General features: G+C 45.2%; 21 protein-coding genes. 16 read left to right on the forward strand and 5 right to left on the reverse strand.

The window, feature by feature from the left end; translation table 11 throughout:
• Window positions 1-17 precede the first annotated feature (17 nt).
• From BM415_RS01230 to BM415_RS01270, 8 genes are all read left to right on the forward strand, one after another.
• Window positions 18-1,388, forward strand: a complete 1,371-nt coding sequence (locus BM415_RS01230; RefSeq protein WP_091153739.1) for a sugar phosphate nucleotidyltransferase — start codon at window positions 18-20, stop codon at window positions 1,386-1,388.
• An 18-nt stretch (window positions 1,389-1,406) separates the two neighbouring features.
• Complete coding sequence (locus BM415_RS01235; RefSeq protein ID WP_091153742.1) at window positions 1,407-2,741, forward strand: UDP-glucose dehydrogenase family protein; 1,335 nt, start codon at window positions 1,407-1,409, stop codon at window positions 2,739-2,741.
• 52 nt (window positions 2,742-2,793) lie between these two features.
• Window positions 2,794-3,738: an LCP family glycopolymer transferase gene (locus BM415_RS01240; protein ID WP_091153744.1), complete on the forward strand. Its 945-nt coding sequence runs from the start codon at window positions 2,794-2,796 to the stop codon at window positions 3,736-3,738.
• A 577-nt stretch (window positions 3,739-4,315) separates the two neighbouring features.
• Window positions 4,316-4,807 carry a hypothetical protein gene (locus tag BM415_RS01250; RefSeq protein ID WP_091153748.1) on the forward strand — a complete coding sequence of 164 codons (492 nt, stop codon included), beginning with the start codon at window positions 4,316-4,318 and terminating at the stop codon, window positions 4,805-4,807.
• A 443-nt stretch (window positions 4,808-5,250) separates the two neighbouring features.
• Complete coding sequence (locus tag BM415_RS01255; protein ID WP_139236936.1) at window positions 5,251-5,628, forward strand: hypothetical protein; 378 nt, start codon at window positions 5,251-5,253, stop codon at window positions 5,626-5,628.
• 73 nt (window positions 5,629-5,701) lie between these two features.
• Window positions 5,702-6,607: an ABC transporter ATP-binding protein gene (locus BM415_RS01260; RefSeq protein WP_091153752.1), complete on the forward strand. Its 906-nt coding sequence runs from the start codon at window positions 5,702-5,704 to the stop codon at window positions 6,605-6,607.
• Window positions 6,604-7,383, forward strand: coding sequence for an ABC transporter permease (locus BM415_RS01265; protein ID WP_091153754.1), 780 nt, complete (start codon window positions 6,604-6,606; stop codon window positions 7,381-7,383). Before BM415_RS01260 ends, BM415_RS01265 begins: the two co-directional genes overlap by 4 nt.
• 138 nt (window positions 7,384-7,521) lie before the next feature.
• Window positions 7,522-8,601: an AI-2E family transporter gene (locus BM415_RS01270; protein ID WP_091153756.1), complete on the forward strand. Its 1,080-nt coding sequence runs from the start codon at window positions 7,522-7,524 to the stop codon at window positions 8,599-8,601.
• 107 nt (window positions 8,602-8,708) lie between these two features.
• Here BM415_RS01270 and BM415_RS01275 read toward each other — a convergent pair whose 3' ends face one another.
• Window positions 8,709-10,061: a hemolysin family protein gene (locus BM415_RS01275; RefSeq protein ID WP_091153758.1), complete on the reverse strand. Its 1,353-nt coding sequence runs from the start codon at window positions 10,059-10,061 to the stop codon at window positions 8,709-8,711.
• 279 nt (window positions 10,062-10,340) lie between these two features.
• Between BM415_RS01275 and cls the strand changes: the two genes are divergently transcribed.
• Both cls and BM415_RS01285 read left to right on the forward strand, forming a co-directional pair.
• Window positions 10,341-11,780, forward strand: coding sequence for a cardiolipin synthase (cls, locus tag BM415_RS01280; RefSeq protein ID WP_091153761.1), 1,440 nt, complete (start codon window positions 10,341-10,343; stop codon window positions 11,778-11,780).
• A 183-nt stretch (window positions 11,781-11,963) separates the two neighbouring features.
• On the forward strand, window positions 11,964-12,851 hold the full coding sequence (locus tag BM415_RS01285) for a YitT family protein (RefSeq protein WP_091158969.1): 888 nt from the start codon (window positions 11,964-11,966) through the stop codon (window positions 12,849-12,851).
• A 137-nt stretch (window positions 12,852-12,988) separates the two neighbouring features.
• Here BM415_RS01285 and ligD read toward each other — a convergent pair whose 3' ends face one another.
• The 4 genes from ligD to BM415_RS01305 form a co-directional block, all read right to left on the reverse strand.
• Window positions 12,989-13,879: a non-homologous end-joining DNA ligase gene (gene ligD, locus BM415_RS01290; protein WP_091153764.1), complete on the reverse strand. Its 891-nt coding sequence runs from the start codon at window positions 13,877-13,879 to the stop codon at window positions 12,989-12,991.
• A 3-nt stretch (window positions 13,880-13,882) separates the two neighbouring features.
• On the reverse strand, window positions 13,883-14,839 hold the full coding sequence (locus tag BM415_RS01295; RefSeq protein WP_091153767.1) for an ATP-dependent DNA ligase: 957 nt from the start codon (window positions 14,837-14,839) through the stop codon (window positions 13,883-13,885).
• Between the two features lie 33 nt (window positions 14,840-14,872).
• Complete coding sequence (locus BM415_RS01300; protein ID WP_091153769.1) at window positions 14,873-15,733, reverse strand: VOC family protein; 861 nt, start codon at window positions 15,731-15,733, stop codon at window positions 14,873-14,875.
• A 205-nt stretch (window positions 15,734-15,938) separates the two neighbouring features.
• Window positions 15,939-16,862, reverse strand: coding sequence for a non-homologous end joining protein Ku (locus tag BM415_RS01305; RefSeq protein ID WP_091153773.1), 924 nt, complete (start codon window positions 16,860-16,862; stop codon window positions 15,939-15,941).
• Window positions 16,863-17,046: 184 nt separating this feature from the next.
• On the opposite strand from BM415_RS01305, the gene BM415_RS01310 reads away from it, so the two are divergent.
• From BM415_RS01310 to tsaD, 6 genes are all read left to right on the forward strand, one after another.
• Window positions 17,047-17,370, forward strand: a complete 324-nt coding sequence (locus tag BM415_RS01310; protein WP_091153775.1) for a hypothetical protein — start codon at window positions 17,047-17,049, stop codon at window positions 17,368-17,370.
• Window positions 17,371-17,374: 4 nt separating this feature from the next.
• The gene (locus BM415_RS01315) at window positions 17,375-17,557 is read left to right on the forward strand and encodes an H-type small acid-soluble spore protein (RefSeq protein WP_091158971.1); all 183 of its coding nucleotides are present in this window, start codon (window positions 17,375-17,377) and stop codon (window positions 17,555-17,557) included.
• A 142-nt stretch (window positions 17,558-17,699) separates the two neighbouring features.
• Window positions 17,700-18,209, forward strand: coding sequence for a tRNA (adenosine(37)-N6)-threonylcarbamoyltransferase complex ATPase subunit type 1 TsaE (gene tsaE, locus BM415_RS01320; protein ID WP_091153778.1), 510 nt, complete (start codon window positions 17,700-17,702; stop codon window positions 18,207-18,209).
• 2 nt (window positions 18,210-18,211) lie between these two features.
• Window positions 18,212-19,033 (forward strand): tRNA (adenosine(37)-N6)-threonylcarbamoyltransferase complex dimerization subunit type 1 TsaB, encoded by an 822-nt coding sequence (gene tsaB, locus BM415_RS01325; protein WP_091153781.1) that lies wholly within the window; start codon window positions 18,212-18,214, stop codon window positions 19,031-19,033.
• Window positions 19,034-19,053: 20 nt separating this feature from the next.
• On the forward strand, window positions 19,054-19,575 hold the full coding sequence (rimI, locus tag BM415_RS01330; protein WP_091153783.1) for a ribosomal protein S18-alanine N-acetyltransferase: 522 nt from the start codon (window positions 19,054-19,056) through the stop codon (window positions 19,573-19,575).
• Window positions 19,572-20,618, forward strand: a complete 1,047-nt coding sequence (tsaD, locus tag BM415_RS01335) for a tRNA (adenosine(37)-N6)-threonylcarbamoyltransferase complex transferase subunit TsaD (RefSeq protein WP_091153785.1) — start codon at window positions 19,572-19,574, stop codon at window positions 20,616-20,618. Before rimI ends, tsaD begins: the two co-directional genes overlap by 4 nt.
• Window positions 20,619-21,263 lie beyond the last annotated feature (645 nt).

The raw sequence follows: 21,263 nt of genomic DNA on the forward strand, positions 1-21,263 counted from the left end.
TTGTGGGAGGGATATATTTGAAGCTAATCCTTTTATCTGGAGGATCAGGGAAGCGGCTTTGGCCATTATCTAATGATGCTCGCTCCAAGCAATTTTTAAGGATTTTAGATTCACCTGGTGGATCAAAGGAATCTATGGTGCAGAGAGTATGGAGGCAAATCAAGAGCGCAGGACTCGAAGATAATGCATACATCGCAACTAGTTATAGTCAAGTTGAGATCATCTCTAATCAACTTGGAAATAATATTAATTTAGTCGTAGAACCAGAGAGAAGAGATACTTTTCCGGCAATAGCTCTTGCAGCCACATACTTATACAGCATTGAAGGTATATCTTTAGATGAAACAATTGCTGTTCTACCAGTAGATCCATTTGTACAAGAAGATTTCTTTAATGTAGTAAAAAAGTTGGATGATGTACTAAAAATATCCGATGCAGACCTCGCACTTATTGGTGTTAAACCAACATATCCGTCTGAAAAATATGGATACATTATTCCTGACATTAAGGAAAAAGATTATTCGTTTGATCATATGAGTGTAAAACAATTTGTTGAGAAACCCCATAAATCCAAAGCAGAGGCTATGATAAGTCAAAATGCATTTTGGAATTGCGGGGTTTTTGCTTTTAAATTAGATTATTTAATTAATATACTTATTGATCTGGAGTTGCCTATCCAGTATGAAGCTATGCTAAAACAATACAATATACTTCCTGCTATCAGCTTTGATTATAAAGTAGTTGAGAAGGCCAACAATATTGTAGTTACTGCTTATGATGGTTATTGGAAGGATCTTGGAACTTGGAATACATTGACTGATGAGATGTCTAATTATATTGAAGGAAGAGGTTATATATCAGAAGATTCCTCTAATACACATCTAATTAATGAATTGAATTTGCCTGTTACCATTCTTGGGCTTTCTAACATTGTAGTGGCGACTAGTGCAGACGGAATACTTGTGAGTGACAAGGAAGCAAGTCCTAAAATTAAGGATGTTCTAAAAGGTGATAATTCGAGGCCAATGTATGAAGAACGACGATGGGGAACGTACCAAGTATTGGATTATACAAAAAATAGTCAAGGAGAACAAGTACTCACTAAACGTATATGTATTAAATCAGGTAACAATTTAAGTTATCAGTATCATAATTTTCGAGATGAAATGTGGACTATTATTTCAGGAGAGGGTGAATTAGTTCTAGACGATCATCTTCAGACCTTGAAACAAGGTGATTTAGTTCGTATTCCATCAAAAGTTCTTCACAGTGTTAAAGCTAAGACAGATTTAGAAATCATAGAAGTTCAGATGGGAACTAACTTGATAGAAGAGGACATAGTTAGAGTGAAGACGGACTGGGCAGATATTGTTGCACATTGCCTGTGAAAATGAGGAGGACTCACAATGAAAATTGCGGTTATTGGAACAGGGTATGTTGGGTTGGTATCTGGAGTATGCTTCTCTGAGATCGGAAACCAAGTAATATGTGTAGATAATAATCCATCCAAGGTTGAAATGTTGGAACGAGGAGAAGTTCCGATTTATGAGCCGGGACTAAAAGAACTTATAGATAAAAACAAGACAGCCGGAAGGCTGTCTTTTACGTTTGATACGACATATGCTGTTCAAAACTCAGATATTGTTTTGCTAGCTGTTGGCACTCCTTCCTTACCAAACGGAGAGGCCAATTTAAGCTATATCGAGCAAGCAGCTAAAGAAGTTGGCACAGCATTAAATGGATTTAAAATAATCGCTACAAAAAGTACGGTTCCAGTTGGAACAAACGAACATATTGAGCGAATCATTAAACTGAACAGTAGCCACTCATTTTCAATTGCATCTATTCCTGAATTTTTAAGAGAAGGATCAGCAATTCACGACACAATGAATCCAGATCGTATTGTATTGGGTTCAGCTAATCAGGAGACACTTAATACTTTAATTGAGCTTCACAAGCCGCTTACATCCAACATTATTACTACTGATATTAGATCTGCAGAAATGATTAAATACGCTTCAAATGCTTTTTTGGCGACAAAAATATCATTTATCAATGAGATTGCGAATATCTGTGAGAAGGTTGGAGCAGATGTAACTCGTGTAGCGGAAGGAATGGGTTATGATCGGCGAATTGGAGGTTCCTTCCTGCAGGCAGGTATTGGCTATGGAGGGTCATGCTTTCCCAAAGATACACAGGCACTAATCCAAATCGCAGGGAATGTTGATTATGAGTTTAAGTTACTAAAATCGGTAGTAGAAGTAAATAAAGATCAACGCTTTAATATTATCCGTAAGCTTCACGATGCCCTGGGTTCCTTGTCCGGCAAGAAAATTGCAATTTGGGGGTTGGCTTTTAAGCCAAATACAGATGATGTACGGGATGCGCCAGCAATTGAAATTATTCAAGAACTTATTAAATTGGGTGCTAAAGTGAATGCCTATGATCCTGTTGCTACGGCTAACTTTCAGAGGGAAGTTAATCATGATCATATCTACTGGTGCAATGACCCATTAGAAGCTGCTATGGGAAGTGATGCCCTTTGTTTGTTAACAGAGTGGCCGGAGTTCGCTGAAATCGAGTTACCGCATTTAGCTTCAATATTAGCACGGCCTGTTCTTATAGATGGTAGAAATGTTTACAATCCTGATAAAGTAAAGGAAGCAGAGTTTATTTATTATTCTGTAGGTCGTCCTCATTCCGCAAATATATCCGATTCTTATACTGAAGCTATGTCCTAAAGGACATAGCTTCTTTTTTTGTTTTTCACTAGGATTGAAGGGATATGACAATATGAAGCGATGGTTAAAAATAACAATAAGTACTGCCTCTTTATTTATCGTTCTAGGTGTAGGATATGGCTGGTATCTTTATAAAACTGTTCAATCTACCGCAGACGAAATTTATGAACCTAGAGAACCATCTGTAGCTGTAACATATATTGAAGGGGGGCAACAGTCTTCCCAAAATCAGCCTGCCGAAAAAATTAAAAAAGAAGAATCATTTTCCGTATTATTACTCGGAGTGGATGAACGTCAGAATGACGTTGGCCGTTCAGATACATTAGTTTTGCTTACAGTAAATCCTGCTGATAAGTCTATTCTTATGTTCAATATTCCAAGAGATACTCGAACAGAAATTGTTGGAAAAGGGTATGAAGATAAAATAAACCATGCCTATGCTTTTGGAGGAGTAAATATGTCTATTCAAACAGTAGAGAAGTTTTTAGATAATTCGATTGATTATTATGTCAAATTAAATATGGAAGGGTTTACAGAGATTATAGATTTATTAGGCGGTGTAGAAGTAAATAATCCATTTGAATTTAACATCGACGGAGTGGTTTTTGAAGAGGGCATTATCAGGCTTATGGGCGAAGAAGCGCTACTATATTCACGTATGCGGTATGATGATCCTCGAGGTGATCTTGGGCGGAATTCAAGACAACAGGAAATCATTAAGCAGCTGATGAAGAACGCTCTTCAAATCTCTAGCGTGACTAAAATTCAGTCGATACTGAATGAGGTGGGGAGTAATGTGAAGACCGATATAACATTTGACGACATGAAGAAATTTCTGACCGATTATAGCAGGAATTTAGGCAATATTGAAACCGTTGAAATACAAGGCCGAGGTGAAAAGATGAATGGGATCTATTATTATATTGTAGATGAGCAAGAAAGAAGTCGAATACACGAGTTGATGAAAAAGCATTTACAGAAAGATCAGCAGCATTGAGCAGGACTGAGATTAAAAGATCCCGAAAAAAAAGAAATCAACGGAAGTTGCTTCTAACCTGCATAATTTTAATTTGGGCGTTATTCATATTGTATATGTCGACTAGATCTTATCAACAACAAAGTATTCGGCCAATTCTAACAAGTATTTCGCATCATTTGCAAATCAATGTTACGCTCCCGAACATCAATATTCACTACGCTAACAAAATTTATTCCCTTCAGAATAATCCATATGGATTTATCGAATTTGTCTTTCGCAAATGTGCCCATGTATTTGTATATGGTGTCTTGACTGTACTGACGCACCTCTTTATCCGCAAAGTTTGGAAAGATAACTTGATTAGTTATATTCTCCCATTAGGATTAATTCTGATCATTGCGTGCCTAGATGAAACTATTCAAAGATACTCAGAAAATCGTACTTCTTCTTCATATGATGTAGTCCTTGATTTTTCAGGAGGCTGCTTGGCTCTTTTATTAACTATGATGATAAGATGGTTCCTTCAAAAGCGTAGGTCTAAAAGCTCCTCCTCTCTCATACCTTGAGTTACAAGGGACAAGAGGGGAGGGGCTTTATGCTGCGCAAAAAACGGAGGAATACCTTATTAAAATTGGTCAGTACACTTATAGTAATTGGGTTAGTAGTTCTACTGTTTTTTAGTTTTCGAGGAGTTTTGCAATCAAGCAAGGAAGAAGAAGCTGTCAGTGTTGTGAATGAGTTTTATACATACGAACAGGAAGGGGATTTTGGCAGCTCATGGGAGTTGTTTCATTCTCAGATGAAAGAGAAATACAAGAAGCCAGATTATGTACAGACAAGAGCCCATGTATTTATGCAGCATTTTGGTACAAACACATTTAAGTATGAGTTATCCAAACCAGAGAGAAATTACGATATACAACTAGTTGAAGGGAAAGAGACATTAGGAGAAGTCTTTATGATTACTGTATCTCAAACTTATTATTCATCCTTTGGTAATTTTAAAATTGTCCAACCTGTGTATGTTACGGAGGAATCAGGGGAATGGCGTCTGTTATGGTCCTTCCAAAAATCGGAGGAATTCTAAAAGGCTTTCTTTCACAAGTCTATTTTCCAACAAATGTTTGTACAATATAGTAAGTCAACAGTGGAGCTCCTACAATAACGACTAATGGTGCTGCTGAAATACTTTTTACAACGGTTCTTTTAAATTTTCTGATGGATTTCCTCATTTTAATCTCTCTTATCAATATATTTATACATATTGTATCATTCAATCTATGCGTTTGTGAATCATACTATTTTCTCTGTTTTCAGAAAATCCTTTAAACAAAGCGTTTTCCCGCCCTATTCCTGGTTAATTATCTAATAACCCTCAAAAATTCTTGACAAAAATATGGGACTACATTATGTTCAAGATACAATTTGTATCGAAAAGAATCGATTTATGCGATTGATTGAACGAGTGTCCCTGCGGTTGGTTTCACAGGCACTGAAACTATCTGTCTTTATGAATGGAGGACGGCTGAAGTGATTATGACGAGTCGATTTTATTGTGTCGCCTGTGGGAGGATATTGTCGGTAGACACGAAATATCCAATGGAGTCGAGAGGAATAGAAGAGGCCAAAGTCTCAGGTAGTCTATCATATGAACAGTCCATTTCCAGGATGAAAGACCTTCCCCATATCATACTCAATCAGGTCTTCCGGACCGGATTTTACAGAAATGAAATGCCGCTGGGCTATTGCCTCTGCTGCCAGAAGGGTGAGCAAGCGGAGGAAGAGCACCAGGAAGCCGCTCCTGCCACGGAGGAGGATCATTCGGAGCCTCAAGCAGAGCGTGAGGTACAGAATTGCTTCATTCCAGCAAATACGCGGGACAGGTTCTCACAAATTATGTTACACTAGGCTCGAAGTCTATGAGTGAGAATCCTTGTTCGAATTCCCATTCGAACATTACCAAAAGGGAGTGAGCATTTACATGCACCAGGAACCTGTCGTTCGTATGCAAGGTGTAAGTAAGGTCATTTCTTCCCGCCATCTCGTGCAAGACCTGACTCTGGATATATATCCAGGCCAGGTCTTTGGTTTTTTAGGACCCAATGGCGCGGGGAAGACGACCACGATCCGCATGATGGTAGGCTTGATGTCCATTAGCAGCGGGGATATCTTCATTGCTGGACACAGCGTGAAGACCCAGTTTGAGGATGCCATCCGTGAGGTTGGCGCCATTGTGGAGAATCCGGAGATGTACAAGTTCCTGACAGGCTACCAGAACCTGGTTCATTTTGCCCGGATGTCACCAGGAGTGACTAGAGAGCGAATTCAGGAAGCAATTGAGCTTGTTGGTCTCAGTGACCGGATACATGACAAGGTCAAGACATATTCTCTTGGCATGCGTCAGCGGCTTGGCGTAGCACAAGCCATTCTGCATCGTCCGAAGCTGCTCATTCTGGACGAACCTACGAATGGGTTAGACCCGCAGGGCATTCGGGAGCTCAGAGATTATTTGCGCAAGCTCACGCTTACGGAAGGGGCGACAGTCTTCGTATCCAGTCATTTGCTGTCCGAGATGGAGCTGATGTGTGATACGGTAGCGGTCATCCAGGGTGGGAAGCTGATTGATGTCCGGCAGCTGAGACCGGAGAACGGCGCTCTTGAGGTTCAAGAATATACGTTCGAGGTGAGCGATACCGAGGCAGCATTCAGGCTGGCAGGACAGGGACGTACTGAGGGTCCTGTGCTGAGCATATCTTGTACAAGAGACGAAGCCGCCGAGCTGAATGCAAGATTGGTTCAGCATGGCATTAAGGTCTATGGCATTCGTTCCAGAACCAGCTCCCTCGAAGATCAGTTCCTTGCAATGACGGGAGGTGAGCGTACTTGAGTAACTTTTTGATGCTGATACATAATGAGAATATGAAGATCTACCGCCGTATACGGACCTGGGTGATGCTCGGGATTATCATTGTGATGTCAATCCTCATTCCTTATCTGCTATCTAGCACGGGGGGAGGAGCCTCAACCTACTATTGGGAAGGGGCTATGCTCACGGTGTCGTTCATCAGCTTCCTGAATACGATCTTTGCGGTCGTGATTGCGGCCGATTCGGTGGCAGGTGAATTCTCTTGGGGTACGATTAAGCTGCTGCTGATTCGTCCGTGGACCCGAAGCAAGATTCTGGCTTCCAAATATGTATCCGTACTGCTATTCAGTCTGCTGACTACGCTCCTTATGACAGGGTTATCCCTGCTTACGTGCTCGGTTCTGATGTCTACGGAGGCTGTCGTGTCACAGATGTCGGGAGTTTACACACCTGCAGGTTATGCGTTCGTCAGCTGGCTGTATGAATATGTGGACTTGTTTATCACTTTGGCGATTGCATTTATGCTATCCACGGTATTCAGATCAGGAGCCCTTGCCATCGGGTTATCTCTATTTATCTTGTTTACGCAAGGGATCTTTGGTTTAATCTTTGATCCGGATCGTTATTTCTGGGGGAAATACGTTCTGTTCACTAACATGGACCTCAGTCAATATATGTTCGGTTCAGGTAACAGTGTGATGAGCCTGGGCTTCTCTATTGCGGTGCTTGCTGTTTATTATGTTCTATTTATGGGTATTACCTTTTATGTCTTTCATAAGAGAGACGTGGCTGCTTAGAATAGTAGTCTTGTCATTCGATTGTGGATACCTTCATTTGCTATAATGTCTAGGAATGCTGCGGAAGAAGAGGTTGCATAACTTGTTGTGTGACTTACATATTTACAATAGAAATAGACATGAATGGAGGAAGTGAACTTGGCTCAAACCAACAGGTTTTTCCGATTCTGTATCGGTATAATCCTGATCCTGCTTGTTATCTTCTTGGGTGACAAGGTCAAATTTATTTTTAATCCGCTATTTTCTCTACTTAGTGTGATACTAGTTCCGGCGATGCTGGCAGGCTTCTTCTATTATCTGCTAAGGCCGCTTGTTGAGCTGATGCATAAACGAAGAGTCAATCGAACGCTCGCCATTTTTCTCATATACCTGGTATTCGGTCTGATTATGGCTGGATTTATTATCGGGATCTGGCCGTCGCTTCGGGAACAGTTCCTCGCATTCATCGAGAATGCGCCGAATTTGGTTCGAATGCTGACAGAGCAAGTAGAGGATCTGGAAGAGAGTGGAATACTGGCACAGATCTTGCCAGAGGGAACTAACATTCTATCTCGTATCACTGAAGTCATTGATCAAGGATTTACGGTACTGACCAATTACATGTCCAGTGTGGTATCATTCTTCTCCGGCTTCATTATGGTGTTGTTTGTCACACCGATTATTCTGTACTTCATGCTGAAGGAAGGCGGGAAATTCGGGGAGAAGATTGTAGGCTTCATGCCTAAGCGTTTCCGTGACGAGGGCACGGATCTGATGGATGAAATCGACAGCTCTCTCAGTGGATTTATCGTCGGTCGTGTCATCATTAATGTGTCGCTTGGTGTACTAATGTACATCGGATTTCTGATCATTGATCTGCCGTACGCGCTGCTGTTGACGGTCATTGCGGTCATTATGAATTTCATCCCCTTCATCGGGGCATTCTTGTCTTCGGTGCCGATTGTCATCATTGCCTTCATCCAGTCACCTTCCATGGCAATCTGGGCTTTGGTGATTATCCTTGCCGCACAGCAAATTCAGGATAACCTGCTAGCGCCGTATATCTTCAACAAATCGCTCGATATCCATCCGATTACGACGATTGTCGTTGTGCTTGTGGGTGGTGATATTGCAGGCTTGTTGGGGGTTATTCTTGCCATTCCGCTCTATATGACGCTGAAGATTGTAATTACCAAAGTGTACCATATTTTCTTCAAGGACAAATGGGAGAAGGCGTAGCCCATGGAGCTGTTCCCTTAGTGGAGTCTCTCTAGATCTAACACAGTAAGGCCCGCAGATCTGTCACGAACAGACATGCGGGCCTTATCAATTTATATAGTAACGAATTACTCTGCAAGTGCGGATTCCTCTTCGCCGCTCGCGGCAGGCAGAGGTTCTCTCGGAATAACAGCCACCTTCAGGAAGCGGTTCTTCTCCTTCTCCAGCAGAATGAAGGTGAGTCCTTCGAATTCGTATTCTTCTTGTTCATTCATCTCGGGCTGATGGCTGTACAGCCATCCTCCAATGGTATCCCACTCGTTAGTGTCAAGTGTGGCGAGGAGTAGATCATTTACCTTGGACAGAGATACCTTCCCATTAAATATAATGTAGTTATTATCCATAATCTGGATTTCTTCTTCTTCATCTGCGTCGAATTCATCCCGAATCTCTCCGACGATCTGCTCCAGCACGTCTTCAATCGTGACGATACCCGAGGTTCCGCCATATTCATCAACGAGGATGGCAATATGATTGCCTTCCTGCTGCATCTTGTGAAGCAGTTCTTTAACCGGTGTTGTTTCGTGAACTGCGGGAATCGGTTGAATAAGACCGGTAATGTCAATATCGGAGGAGTTGTCTCCGTAATATTCCAGGAAAAATTGCTTCGTATTAATGATGCCGATAATATCGTCCTTATTCTCATTCACGACCGGGAACCGGGTGTACTGCTCTTCACGAATGATGGCGAGATTCTCTTCAACAGATTTGTTGACGTACAAGCATACCATATCGGTTCTCGGAACCATGATTTCCTTGGCGAGCATTTCATCAAAAGCGAAGATCCGGCTTACATATCCAAATTCGCTCTGATTAATCTTGCCGCTCTCGAAGCTCTCATTAATAATAATCTGCAGCTCTTCCTCAGAGTGAGCCTCTTCGTGCCCAGAAGCAGGTTTAACGCCAAACAGCTTAACAAGACCGTTAGCAGAGCCGTTCAAGACGAAAATAAATGGGTACATTAATTTGTTAAACCAAATGATCGGTTTGGCCGTTAACATGGCGACCGTTTCTGCCTTTCGAATCGCAACCGTCTTAGGTGCCAGCTCGCCGACTACGACATGTAAGTAAGTAATCGCCATAAAGGCGATAAAGAAGGATAAGAAGGATCCTACGGCCTCCGGTACATGCATTCTTTCAAAAAGAGGGTGCAGTATCTTCTCTACGGTTGGCTCTCCCAGCCATCCGAGTCCCAGCGAGGTAATCGTGATCCCCAGCTGACAGGCGGATAGATAGCCGTCCAGATTAGCAACCACTTGCCTAACTGCGGCGGCTCGCTTGTTCCCTTCTGCGATCAGTTGATCCAATCGACTCGTCCTTACACGTACAATCGCAAACTCCACTGCGACAAAAAATGCCGAAAAACCAATCAATACGGCCACGAAGGCCAGGTTTAACGCGTACCTACTACCTTCTTCCATTTCACATCTCTTCCTCTTCATGAATTTAAACTATAAAGTCGAATCAAATTCATTTGATGAATAATTTATGAATTTGATTCAGTTTAACGAATATTATAGCTCAATTCAGGCCGTCTGAAAATACGCCCTAATGCACAGCGAATGTCAAGCGATTTGATTACATCACTGTATCTTGAGTCCATATCCCATATTTTTTAGCTCGGACATGCATGTTTCTTGCAAAAATTTGTCACACTGTATAGATGACTCCGAATCTATACATAAGAAGGGGGCTGGCTCATGATTTGGCTGGTCATCGTTATACTGATCTTATTTTATTTCCTGCAAACGGTCCTCTTATTTGTACTGGAGTATGAGAGACCGGTCAAGGCGGGAGTATGGATTCTTCTATCCATCTGCCTGCCTGTTATTGGAATCATTCTCTATTTCCTGGCCGGCCGGCCCTATCATCGGATGAGGAAGCATGTGAAGAGTGAGGTGTGGGAGCACATTCATCAGCATCTCTCTTCGCAGACCAAAGTGATAACGACTGTAGAAGACATGCACAGCGCAACATTTACAGCTCACAACCGGCTGTTTAACTTGATGTCCCACATGCCGAATAGTGCAATTACGGGGTGCAACGAGACGAAGTATTTTACGGAAGGTGAGCCGTTGTTTGCTTCCCTGCTCCATGATATAGAACTGGCACAGCATCATATTCACATCCAGTTTTATATTTTTCGCGATGATATTATCGGCACCATGTTTCAGGATCTCCTTATTGAAAAAGCTGAGCAGGGCGTAAAAGTCAGCATCATCTGCGACGGGGTCGGCAGCAAAGCCCTTCCGAAGCCCTTCATTCAGAGAATGAAGAAGGCGGGGATCGAGATTCACTTCTTCCTGCCCCCGGGCCTTGCGATGAAGCTGCGTAAGCTGAACTACCGTAACCATCGCAAGATAGTCGTTATCGACGGTACCATCGGGTATACCGGAGGAATGAATATCGGGGATGAGTACCGGGGGCAATCGCAGAAAATGGGCTTCTGGCGTGATACGCATATGCGGATCAGCGGCGACGCTGTATATTTCCTGCAGACGACCTTTCTCAAGGACTGGGAGATGGTATCCGGGCAGACCGTAGAAGAGGATCGCATTCCTTCCTTATTCCCACCACATGACTGCCAGGTTGATGAGCAGGTTCAGATTGTGGAGAGCGGACCGGATGAGACGCGGCATTTGATTCAGGAAGTTTGCTTCAGTGCCATTACACAAGCGAGCAAGCGGATCTACATTACAACGCCGTATTTTATACCGGACGATGCGCTCATGACTGCACTGAAGACGGCTGTCTATGCAGGAGTGGATGTGCGAATTCTCATTCCGTATGAGGCAGACTATGCGGTCGTGCTTCAGGCAACGCTGTCTTATGTGGAAGAGCTGCTGACGGCGGGAGTTCAGTTCTATCGTTATAAGAAAGGCTTCATTCATTCCAAGGTCATCATTGTTGATGATTTGCTGGCGTCTGTCGGCTCGGCTAACCTGGATATGCGCAGCTTCTACAGCAATTTTGAATTGACCTCGGTCATGTATTCAGAGAGTGCGATCAAGAGACTGGTGACTGATTTTGAAGGGGATCTAAGCCATAGCATGAAGCTCGAATTAAGCACGTTTATTAAGCGTTCGAAATTAGGCAAATCCACTGAAATCCTGTGTAGGTTATTATCTCCTCTGCTCTAAGGATTTTGGGTGATTTCTGTGGGAAAAACCAGCTTTCTATTCCATTATCTCGTCGTTGCTGACTCTTTTCGTGATTTCTGGATGTGGAGTATGGTATAATAGTGTATCAGGTCATGTCTTTCGGACATAGAAAGGTTAAAAGAATAGGGGGATTCTATGTCAAATATGACAACGAAGGAAATGATGCCAAGTCCGGGCAAACAGACGAAGGCAAACAGTTCTCCAATTAGTCTGCGGCTGCTGCAGCGTGCGATTATGATCGTCGTCGGCGCATCGCTCATGGCTGTAGCTCTTGAGATTTTTCTAATTCCCAATGGCGTTATTGACGGTGGTATTACAGGGATATCGATTATGGTGTCTCAGCTCTTCGGTCTGCCGCTTGGTGTATTGCTGACACTGTTCAATCTGCCGTTTCTTCTGATTGGGTATAAGCAGATTGGCAAGACCTTTGCGGTATCTACACTGTTCGGTATTATCATTATGTCGATCGGTACACACCTATTGCATCATGTTCAGGCATTAACGCCGAATGAGCCGCTGCTTGGCGCTGTCTTTGGCGGTGTTATCCTCGGAGTGGGAGTAGGACTCGTTATCCGCTCGGGAGGTTCTCTTGATGGAACAGAGATTGTCGCAATTCTGGTGAGTGGAAGGTCTCCATTTTCCGTCGGACAGGTCGTTCTGGTCATTAATGTGTTCATCTTCGTTATGGCAGGCTTCGTGTTTGGATGGCCGAACGCGATGTATTCCATGATTGCGTATTATATTGCGATGAAGATGATCGACGTCACAATTGAAGGATTGGATCAATCCAAGTCGGTATGGATCATTAGTGAGAAGTACCGTGATATCGGAGAAGCTCTTGCAGATCGTCTAGGCCGCGGGGTTACATACCTGGATGGAGAAGGCGGATTCAGCGGGGACGAGAAGAAGGTGATCTTCGTCGTCATTACGCGTCTGGAGGAAGCCAAGCTGAAGAACATCGTAGAGGACTGGGATCCACAGGCCTTTGTGGCGATTGGTAATATTCATGATGTAAAAGGCGGACGTTTCAAGAAAAAAGGCATTCACTAGCGATGACTTCTGTTATTGGTATATGTATAGAGAACCCGGTATCCCTAAGATTCATTAGGGTACCGGGTATTTTTTATGCGCGGATGTGATCTGCCTCACTTCATGACACATCATATCAGCTTCGGTTCTGTCATAACCTACTTCTTGTTCAGGTGCTTCAATATATTCTCCAGTGGCTGCGGCGGCAGAGCAGCGAGAAGATCACCCTTCTCTGCTAGACGTGCGCCAATATTTAGCAGATGGAAGTCCTTCGGCCGTACGTCTGCTGCCACCTCATCCCATAACAGAGGCGTCGAGACGGAGGCGTGTTCTCTGGCGCGCGGAGTGTAGGGGGCAGCCAAGGTTTTACCCCCATAATGCTGGAGATAATCAAAATAGATCTTGTCGCCCCGGTCCTTCTTCATCCGTTCCAATGTGAATAAGTCTGGATGCTTCTGACATACATACATACCGACAAAATGACCGAGCGTACGGAGCTCCTCGAACGTAATCCCGCTCTGGATGGGCACAATGATCTGCACACCTGTGGCACCTGATGTCTTGGGTACGGATTGAATGCCAAGTGAACTTAGGGTCTGCCCGACGAGGTGCGCGGCTTCCATAATTCGGGGCTCTTCCGGCAGGCTGGGGTCCAGATCGATCATCCATTCACAGGGCAGCTTACTGCCAACATAATGAAGAGAAGGGTGAAACTCAAGTGCAGCCAGATTGCCAAGCCATAGAAGGACAGGCAGGTCCTCCATCACAATGTAGTTGATCCCTTCATGAACCGCCGTCTTGGCATAAGGAGGGAGAGGCTCAGGTGCATTTTTCTGATAAAAAAATTCGCCGTGAATCCCATGTGGATACCGGATGGTCGTGAGCAGCCGGTTCCTGCAGTATTTCAGCAGATAAGGGGAGAGCTCTGCCAGCTTCTGCAAATACATCGATTTCGTGACACCGGCTTCGGGCCAGAGAGGCTTGTCTGGATTCGTAATTGTAATATCCTGTCCTTCAATTTGAATCGTGCCCTTAATCGAACGCGGCATAGGTCAGTTCTCCTCCTTCTGTGCTACTCGGCATTCTGCTGCAGGGATATGAGGGGCGAGGCTCTCTATCGTAGGGTGACGCATCGTTCCGCCGGGTGTCCATTCGAGAAAGGTAACACGCACGACAAGCTCGGGCTGTATCCACAGTGCGCCTTGATTCCTACCGGGTATATTGACAAAAGGCATATGCTTCACACCCATGCTCAGCGCTTGTTCCGTTAGTGTCCGCCAGTCCTGGACGGTAAATCTGCCAGTTCCGGCATGCCCGATATATTCAAGCTCTCCCTGTTCATTATACAGACCCAGCAGAAGTGAGTTGACGAGCTTGTCCCTGAACGTAACCCCGCCGATAACGGCATATAAATCCCCGTTCTTCTTGCGTTTCTGCCACCGATTGTCCTTGCCGTCCATGGCGTAGGTGCTGTTCAGGTCTTTGACCACGACACCTTCAAGCTGCTGGGCTTTGACCGCTTCAAACAAGGCATTGCCATCCGGAAAATTCTGAACCAGTTGTACCTGCGGGTGAGGCTTGATCATCTCAGCGAGCAGCTGCTGCCTCTCCGACAGCGGTCTGTCCGTAACCCATACACCATTCAGGTACAAAATATCAAATACCATGTAGGTAACCGGAACGCTCTTGAGGCCTTGCCCGATACTGCGTTCGCTCCTTAGGCTGTCCCGTCTCATGATCTCGTGAAAAGACGGCTTGCCCTCTCTGAATGCAATCAGCTCTCCGTCAAGGATAAAAGAAGAAGCGGATGAATAGACATCCGCTTGTGTAAATTCGGGGTACTGCAGGGTCCGGTCATTCCGTTTGCGATTAATGAGCTTCACTTCATGCCCGTCGTAATACGTTAGCATGCGGACACCGTCCCATTTCACCTGGGCAATCCAGGGAGGGCCGACAGGAAAAAGATTCGTTCGGATCGGTTCAAAGGGAATGACCGGCGTAAGTTCCATTATCAGCTGCTTCTCCTTTAATACAATAATTAATTACTTATAAACCATGCGAATTCCAATACCAAATGGATCTGTAACATAGGCTTCAGACTCCTGAGTTGTTACGGCATATCCGCCGGATTGAAGACGCAGCAGCGTTTCATCGAACGCTTCTTTACCCTCAAATATGATAGTGAAGTAATCAATTCCTAGCGCATCGTGAGGGGTGGCCGGCGCATTCTGACCGGCCCAAATATTAAGCCCGATATGATGGTGATATCCACCAGCAGACACAAATACCGCTTGAAAGCGTGGATCATCCAGCACAATATCAAATCCAAGCAGCTTGTTGTAGAATTCGCGGGCTGCTGGGAGGCTGGATATATGAAAATGCACATGGCCGATGACGGTGTCTGCAGGCAGTCCGGTAAACGGCTTATCGCCCGCCAGCGCGAGCAGTCCGTGAACATCGACAGGATCACTTCCCATAATATAATGATTCTTCTCATCGCGGCGCCATACACTTCTTGGCCGGTCAGCATAAATCTCAATGCCGTGTCCATCCGGATCGTTAATGTACAGTGCTTCACTGACACTGTGATCGCCTTGACCAATTTCAATACCGCTGTCAATCAGTTGACGAAGTGCAAGACCCAGGGATTCCCGGTCTGGCAGAAGAATGGCAAAGTGGTACAGCCCGGCATGGCTTCTTGAGCGGATCGGCTTGGGATCCGTAAGCTCCTCCAATACGACAAGTGAACGGACACCGTCACTGGTTAGTACGGCCTGTTTTCCATGCTGAGACAGCACCTTGAGTCCTACGACTCGTTCATAAAAATCGATAGAGCGTGTAAGCTCGCTGACGCGAAGCTTCACTTCGCCCAGCGTTGTAGCGGGATGAATAGAGTATGTCATGTGTTTAATAGCCTCCTTGATCATGTCCATATGAACTAAAAAATTACTAACTTACATTAAGTTACTTTATGTAAGTTAGTATATAGTGTCTCTATGGACGCGTCAATGATAACGTACATACATGTAAACAAGAATCCAGATGACCAAATAATCAAATGACGGACGATCAGGCCAAAGCTGTAATGTAAAGCTTCTCAAGCTAAGATTAAGCACCTGTCTCTTTCTTTTTGGCGGTTTTGCGCTTCGTCTTCGGCTTGACGACCGGTTCTTCGCGGTTGTCTTCTGCGGAGGCATCCTTTTTACGAGTAGTCCGTTTCTTGGCAGGCTTGGCCGGTCCTGGATCGGTTACAATCGGTGGCTGCTGCTGAGTGGCCTCAATACTTGCTTGAAGCGCCGCCATAAGATCGACGACATTCGCTTCCGGCTTGGCTGGAGCAATCTTGTACTCTTCCCCTGCGACTTTATGATTTATGAGTTCAAGCAGTTTTTCGCGATAATCGTCAGTATATTTCTCCGGGTCGAATGGCGTACTGAGCTGATCGATCAGCATTTTGGCCATCGTGAGCTCCTTGTCGTTGACCGCAATATTCTCGGGAAGATTAGGTACCTGGGACACAGGACGGATCTCATCAGGGTAAAATATCGTCTCAATCGCAAGACAATCCTCCAGCACTCGAATAGCCGCAAGGCTGCTCTTTGAACGGATGGAGATTTTGGCAATTCCAATCTTGCCTGTTTCCCGCATGGCAGTCATCAGCAGCTGATAAGCATTGCCTCCAGACTGATCAGGAGATAAATAATAGGTCTTCTGAAAGTAAATCGGATCAATATCCGTTAAATTGACGAAATCAAGTATCGAAATGCTCTTATTGGCCTGCTCGGACAGCTGATCCAGCTCATCCTTCTCAAACAGCACAAATTTTCCTTTCTCGTATTCGTACCCCTTAGTAATTTCCTCCCATTTCACTTCTTCATCGCAGGATGGACATTTGCGAATATAACTGAGCGGACTGCCGCATTCGGTATGAATATATCGCATCGAAATATCCTTGTCCTCGGTAGCAGAGAACATTTTGACTGGGACATGAACCAGTCCGAAGCTGATCGCGCCTTTCCAGACGGTATGCATGATCATCCCTCCTTATATAATTTGTTGTATTATCCTTCTTGCTATTATGGGCAAAAAGAGACGGTTATAACCTTATTGAATGGAAGCTGAAGAAGCTTTAGGAGGCATAATTTAAGAACTTCGTGCATGAATATCGCTTCATCTGGACATATTACGGATTAAAAAATGGTGAAGGGGAGACGACATGTCCAGAACAAGCGATATGTACGAGCCGGAGAGAAGAGACAGGGAGAATGGAGATGCAGGTGGATTTGATCAATTCTTGGATGCTCTCAGCGGGACGGATATGCTTGCTGTCGATATGGTGGATTGGCATGAGGTAACAACGCCAGAAGCAAGAGATGAAGAGACGATGGAGGAAACAGCGTTCGACGTCGATCGTATGGTGAACGAGGGCCTGGGCGGTGGACAGGTCACTTACGACAATGGATATATCGGAGACAGCACTTCAGATGCATTATTTGATGAGCATGAGCTGGAGATTAATAAGGAAGAAGGAGATCTATAACATGATGAATGCAAACCGTGCAAAAGCAATTTATGAGGCGAAGGAAAATATCCCCGTCAAGCTGGACGGGGAACAACCCGTATGGATTGAGCATGTGGACGTAGAGAACCAAATGGCAACCGTGCAGATCGGTAACAATCCGCTGGAGACGCATACGGTCCGAGTGGATCGTCTGGTCGAGAGCTAATCATACGATAATGAATATGAACCCGGGGTCATAGTACCCCGGGTTTTGTGTGTCTTCCTTACCTTGCTTGGGAAGATGGAGAACTATATAATAAGATGAAGGATTTGACCTGAAACTAGTGAAATGCATTGTTATTGCTTGAATGATAGACCGAAAGAAGGTTAGCATATTGAATCACGAGCATCAGGAGTGGGAGTACCACTCCAGTAGTGTACAGGATACAGAGCGGCTTGCTGCCCATCTGGCCAGACTCGCGGTGCCTGGCTCGGTTATCGCCCTTGATGGTGATCTGGGTGCAGGGAAGACGGCATTTTCCAAATATTTTGCACAGTACCTAGGTGTAGAGGGCGTCGTGAATAGTCCAACCTTTACATTGATCAAGGAATATGAAGGCAGACTTGCACTGTATCATATGGATGTCTACCGGATTACGCTCGATGAAGCAGAGGGGCTCGGGCTGGATGAATATTTCTATGGCAATGGTGTAAGCCTGGTCGAATGGTCCAGTATTATCTCTGAGCTGCTGCCGGAGGCTCATCTGCATATCCAGATGACGGTGACGGAGACGGGAGAACGTGTCATTCGTTTGAATGGTTACGGCTCGCCTTACACGGACTGGTGCGAAGATTTGAAGAGAAGTGGAGTCGATTGAGGATGAACGAAGAACGGAAGCCGCGTGAGCGGTTTTTGGCGTTGGATACGTCAACAGCGGTACTTGCTGCGGCATTGATGGAGAACGAGACGGTGCTCTCTGAGTCGAATTCACGTACGGAGCGGAATCATGCCGTGCATGTGGTTCAGGCGCTAGAGGACCTTATGAAAGAACAACATATAGAACGAACGGAGATCGGCGGTATTGCCGTTGGAATTGGCCCCGGCTCCTACACCGGTATCCGCATCGCGGTAACGGCTGCGAAGACGCTTGCCTGGGCGTGGGGTGTGCCTGTTGCATCCGTGTCCAGCCTGGAAGCACTGGCTTGGGGAGGAATTGGTTCTCTCAAGGACAACAAGAAGATTGGAGCAGCTTCAACGGATTCAGGAAATCGAGTGAAGGCAGAGCAGGTACAATACTGGGTCGTTCCCCTGATGGATGCGAGAAGAGGACAAGCCTACACCGCATGGTTTGAAGGATACGATGCTGAGAAGCCAATGCACCGGCTTGAAGAGGACGGCATTCGGCTGGTCGAGCCATGGACGGAGAAGCTTGCTGAGCAGTATGAGCAGGCAGAAGCTTCAAGCCGGCCTGCAGGCATTATTTTTGCAGGGGAAGTGTCGCAACACGCAGAGACGATCGAGAAGCTGAGAGACCGTTTGTCTTGTGAGCTTGTGCTTATGCCGTATGACATGGAAGGAAGATATGTGGGCAAGCTGGGTGCTATGAAGCTTAAGGCGGGTCAACACGATGATGTGCATACGCTCATTCCGAATTACACACAGCTTGCGGAAGCAGAAGCCAATCTTCTACGCAAAGGATGAAGGGAGTCGTACGTTGGGGCATGGAGAGCAAGGAGCAAACCGGACGGTTGGAATTTAGATTTATGAAGCTGGAGGATATTCCAGATGTACTCGTCATAGAGCAAGAGTGTTTTACCCTGCCGTGGACGGAAACGGCGTTCGTGAATGAGCTGACACAGAATCATTTTGCGAAATATATGATCATGGAATTGGACGGTAAGGCTATCGGGTATGCCGGAATGTGGACGATTGTTGATGAAGCCCATATTACGAATATTGCGGTGAGAGAAGCCTACCGTGGACGGAAGCTGGGCGAGAAGCTGCTCCATGAGATAATGAAGACGGCAGCTTACCTGGGGATGTCGAGAATGACACTCGAAGTACGATTATCCAATACCGTAGCCCAGAACCTGTATAAGAAAAAAGGATTCAAGCCTTCAGGACTCCGTAAGGGGTATTATTCGGATAATAATGAAGATGCGCTTATTATGTGGGCTGACCTGCCTGCCAGCATTGATCATGGTTCTGATGGTGAAGAGGAAGGAAGTTTAAAGGATTCATGACACACTCATCCGATACATTACAATCCAGTTATATACTTGCTGTCGAAACCAGCTGTGATGAAACCTCGGTGTCTGTCGTCAAGGACGGACACGAGGTACTAGCGAACCTCATCTCCAGCCAGGTGGAGACGCACAAAGCATTTGGCGGCGTTGTTCCGGAGGTCGCATCCCGCAAGCACGTAGAGGTCATTACCCTGATGCTCGAAGAGGCGATTACCACTTCGGGAATTAAACCGCAGGATCTATCGGCTATTGCCGTCACCCAGGGGCCGGGCCTTGTCGGGGCTCTGCTGGTAGGGATTGTTGCAGCGAAGACACTCGCGATGGCACTTGGCAAGCCGCTCATTGCAACTCATCATATTGCTGGGCACATCTATGCGAACCGTTTAATTGAAGAGCTGGAGTATCCGGCAATGTCACTCGTCGTATCCGGGGGACATACGGAGCTTGTGCATATGGAAGCAGAAGGGAAATTCGAAGTGATTGGCCGAACGCGCGATGATGCGGTGGGCGAAGCCTATGACAAGGTGGCTCGTGCACTGGGTTGTCCCTACCCGGGAGGTCCCCATGTGGATCGCATGGCGCATGAGGCGGATCACGCGGTGACCCTTCCCAGGGTATGGCTGGAGGCTGATTCCTATGATTTCAGCTTCAGCGGACTTAAATCTGCCGTGCTCAATGTGGTGAACCAAGCATCCATGAAGAAGGAAACGCTTGACCCGGCAGCGGTGGCCCGGGGGTTCCAGGAGTCCGTTGTTGAGGTGCTGGTCGAAAAAGCCATTCGAGCCGTGCGTGCCTATGGATCGAAGCAGCTTCTATTAAGCGGAGGCGTAGCGGCAAACCGTGGACTGCGCAAGGCGCTGGAGGAGCGTTGTGCCAAGGAGGGCATTCATCTTCTGATCCCACCGATGGAGTTTTGCACAGATAATGCAGCTATGATTGGCGCGGCAGCACATCTGAAATGGCAGCGAGGCGAGCTGGCCGGCCTTGATTTGCAGGCACAGCCGGGGCTGTCACTCGAAGCGTGGTCCGTTAAATCCTAAGTGCGATAAAGATTATATAGACTAGTACAAGCTCGTCCATCAATAAGGACGAGCTTCTTTGCATTTGTCGAGGGACACGAACTTGTATCGATTGTCGAAATGGACAATAACATAGTCCCATTACCGATCAGGCAAAGTACGAACATAATTATATTTTATGATTGGGAGGTCAGCATAATGGATTTAGTAAAACAAATAGGAAGTGAATGCTAACAGTTGATGAGTATTTACAAGGGGCTTATTGATGGTGGTTTTGTTTATCCAGATGTAGAAGATTTCTGAGAAGGAAACATCAAACGTGATGCTTCCCCTCTTGTCGAAATCAAGCATAGCAATTACTCAAAAGTCGTAAAATGTCAATATGTGCACAATTTTATCCACATATCCGGAAGAATTTGGGGATAAATCCCGAAAGTCGAATTTGGACATGTTTTCGAAAATGAATGAAAATGGCCTCATCTAGTTATTAAAAAAATGTGGATAATGTGGACAATTTGGTGGATAATATTGGTTTTTCTATAAAACACCCACTATAACGCCAAAAAAACAGCCTTAACGGCTGTTCTAATGGATATATTATCCACTTTTGTTGTGGATAATGTTGTTAATTATTGCAATGAAGAAAAATGTGAAGATATTTTGAAT

The sequence above is a fragment of the Paenibacillus sp. 453mf genome, from assembly GCF_900116105.1.
Taxonomy (GTDB): Bacteria; Bacillota; Bacilli; order Paenibacillales; family Paenibacillaceae; genus Paenibacillus; species Paenibacillus provencensis.

Coding starts and splice junctions, on each gene's coding strand:
- BM415_RS01240 (WP_091153744.1), top strand. CDS start 2,794: ATGAAGCGATGGTTAAAAATAACAATAAGTACTGCCTCTTTATTTATC.
- BM415_RS01310 (WP_091153775.1), top strand. CDS start 17,047: ATGTCCAGAACAAGCGATATGTACGAGCCGGAGAGAAGAGACAGGGAG.
- BM415_RS01235 (WP_091153742.1), top strand. CDS start 1,407: ATGAAAATTGCGGTTATTGGAACAGGGTATGTTGGGTTGGTATCTGGA.
- ligD (WP_091153764.1), bottom strand. CDS start 13,879: ATGCCGCGTTCGATTAAGGGCACGATTCAAATTGAAGGACAGGATATT.
- tsaB (WP_091153781.1), top strand. CDS start 18,212: ATGAACGAAGAACGGAAGCCGCGTGAGCGGTTTTTGGCGTTGGATACG.
- BM415_RS01295 (WP_091153767.1), bottom strand. CDS start 14,839: ATGGAACTTACGCCGGTCATTCCCTTTGAACCGATCCGAACGAATCTT.
- BM415_RS01275 (WP_091153758.1), bottom strand. CDS start 10,061: ATGGAAGAAGGTAGTAGGTACGCGTTAAACCTGGCCTTCGTGGCCGTA.
- BM415_RS01305 (WP_091153773.1), bottom strand. CDS start 16,862: ATGCATACCGTCTGGAAAGGCGCGATCAGCTTCGGACTGGTTCATGTC.
- BM415_RS01300 (WP_091153769.1), bottom strand. CDS start 15,733: ATGACATACTCTATTCATCCCGCTACAACGCTGGGCGAAGTGAAGCTT.
- rimI (WP_091153783.1), top strand. CDS start 19,054: ATGGAGAGCAAGGAGCAAACCGGACGGTTGGAATTTAGATTTATGAAG.
- BM415_RS01315 (WP_091158971.1), top strand. CDS start 17,375: ATGAATGCAAACCGTGCAAAAGCAATTTATGAGGCGAAGGAAAATATC.
- BM415_RS01250 (WP_091153748.1), top strand. CDS start 4,316: ATGCTGCGCAAAAAACGGAGGAATACCTTATTAAAATTGGTCAGTACA.
- BM415_RS01285 (WP_091158969.1), top strand. CDS start 11,964: ATGCCAAGTCCGGGCAAACAGACGAAGGCAAACAGTTCTCCAATTAGT.
- cls (WP_091153761.1), top strand. CDS start 10,341: ATGATTTGGCTGGTCATCGTTATACTGATCTTATTTTATTTCCTGCAA.
- tsaE (WP_091153778.1), top strand. CDS start 17,700: ATGATAGACCGAAAGAAGGTTAGCATATTGAATCACGAGCATCAGGAG.
- tsaD (WP_091153785.1), top strand. CDS start 19,572: ATGACACACTCATCCGATACATTACAATCCAGTTATATACTTGCTGTC.
- BM415_RS01260 (WP_091153752.1), top strand. CDS start 5,702: ATGCACCAGGAACCTGTCGTTCGTATGCAAGGTGTAAGTAAGGTCATT.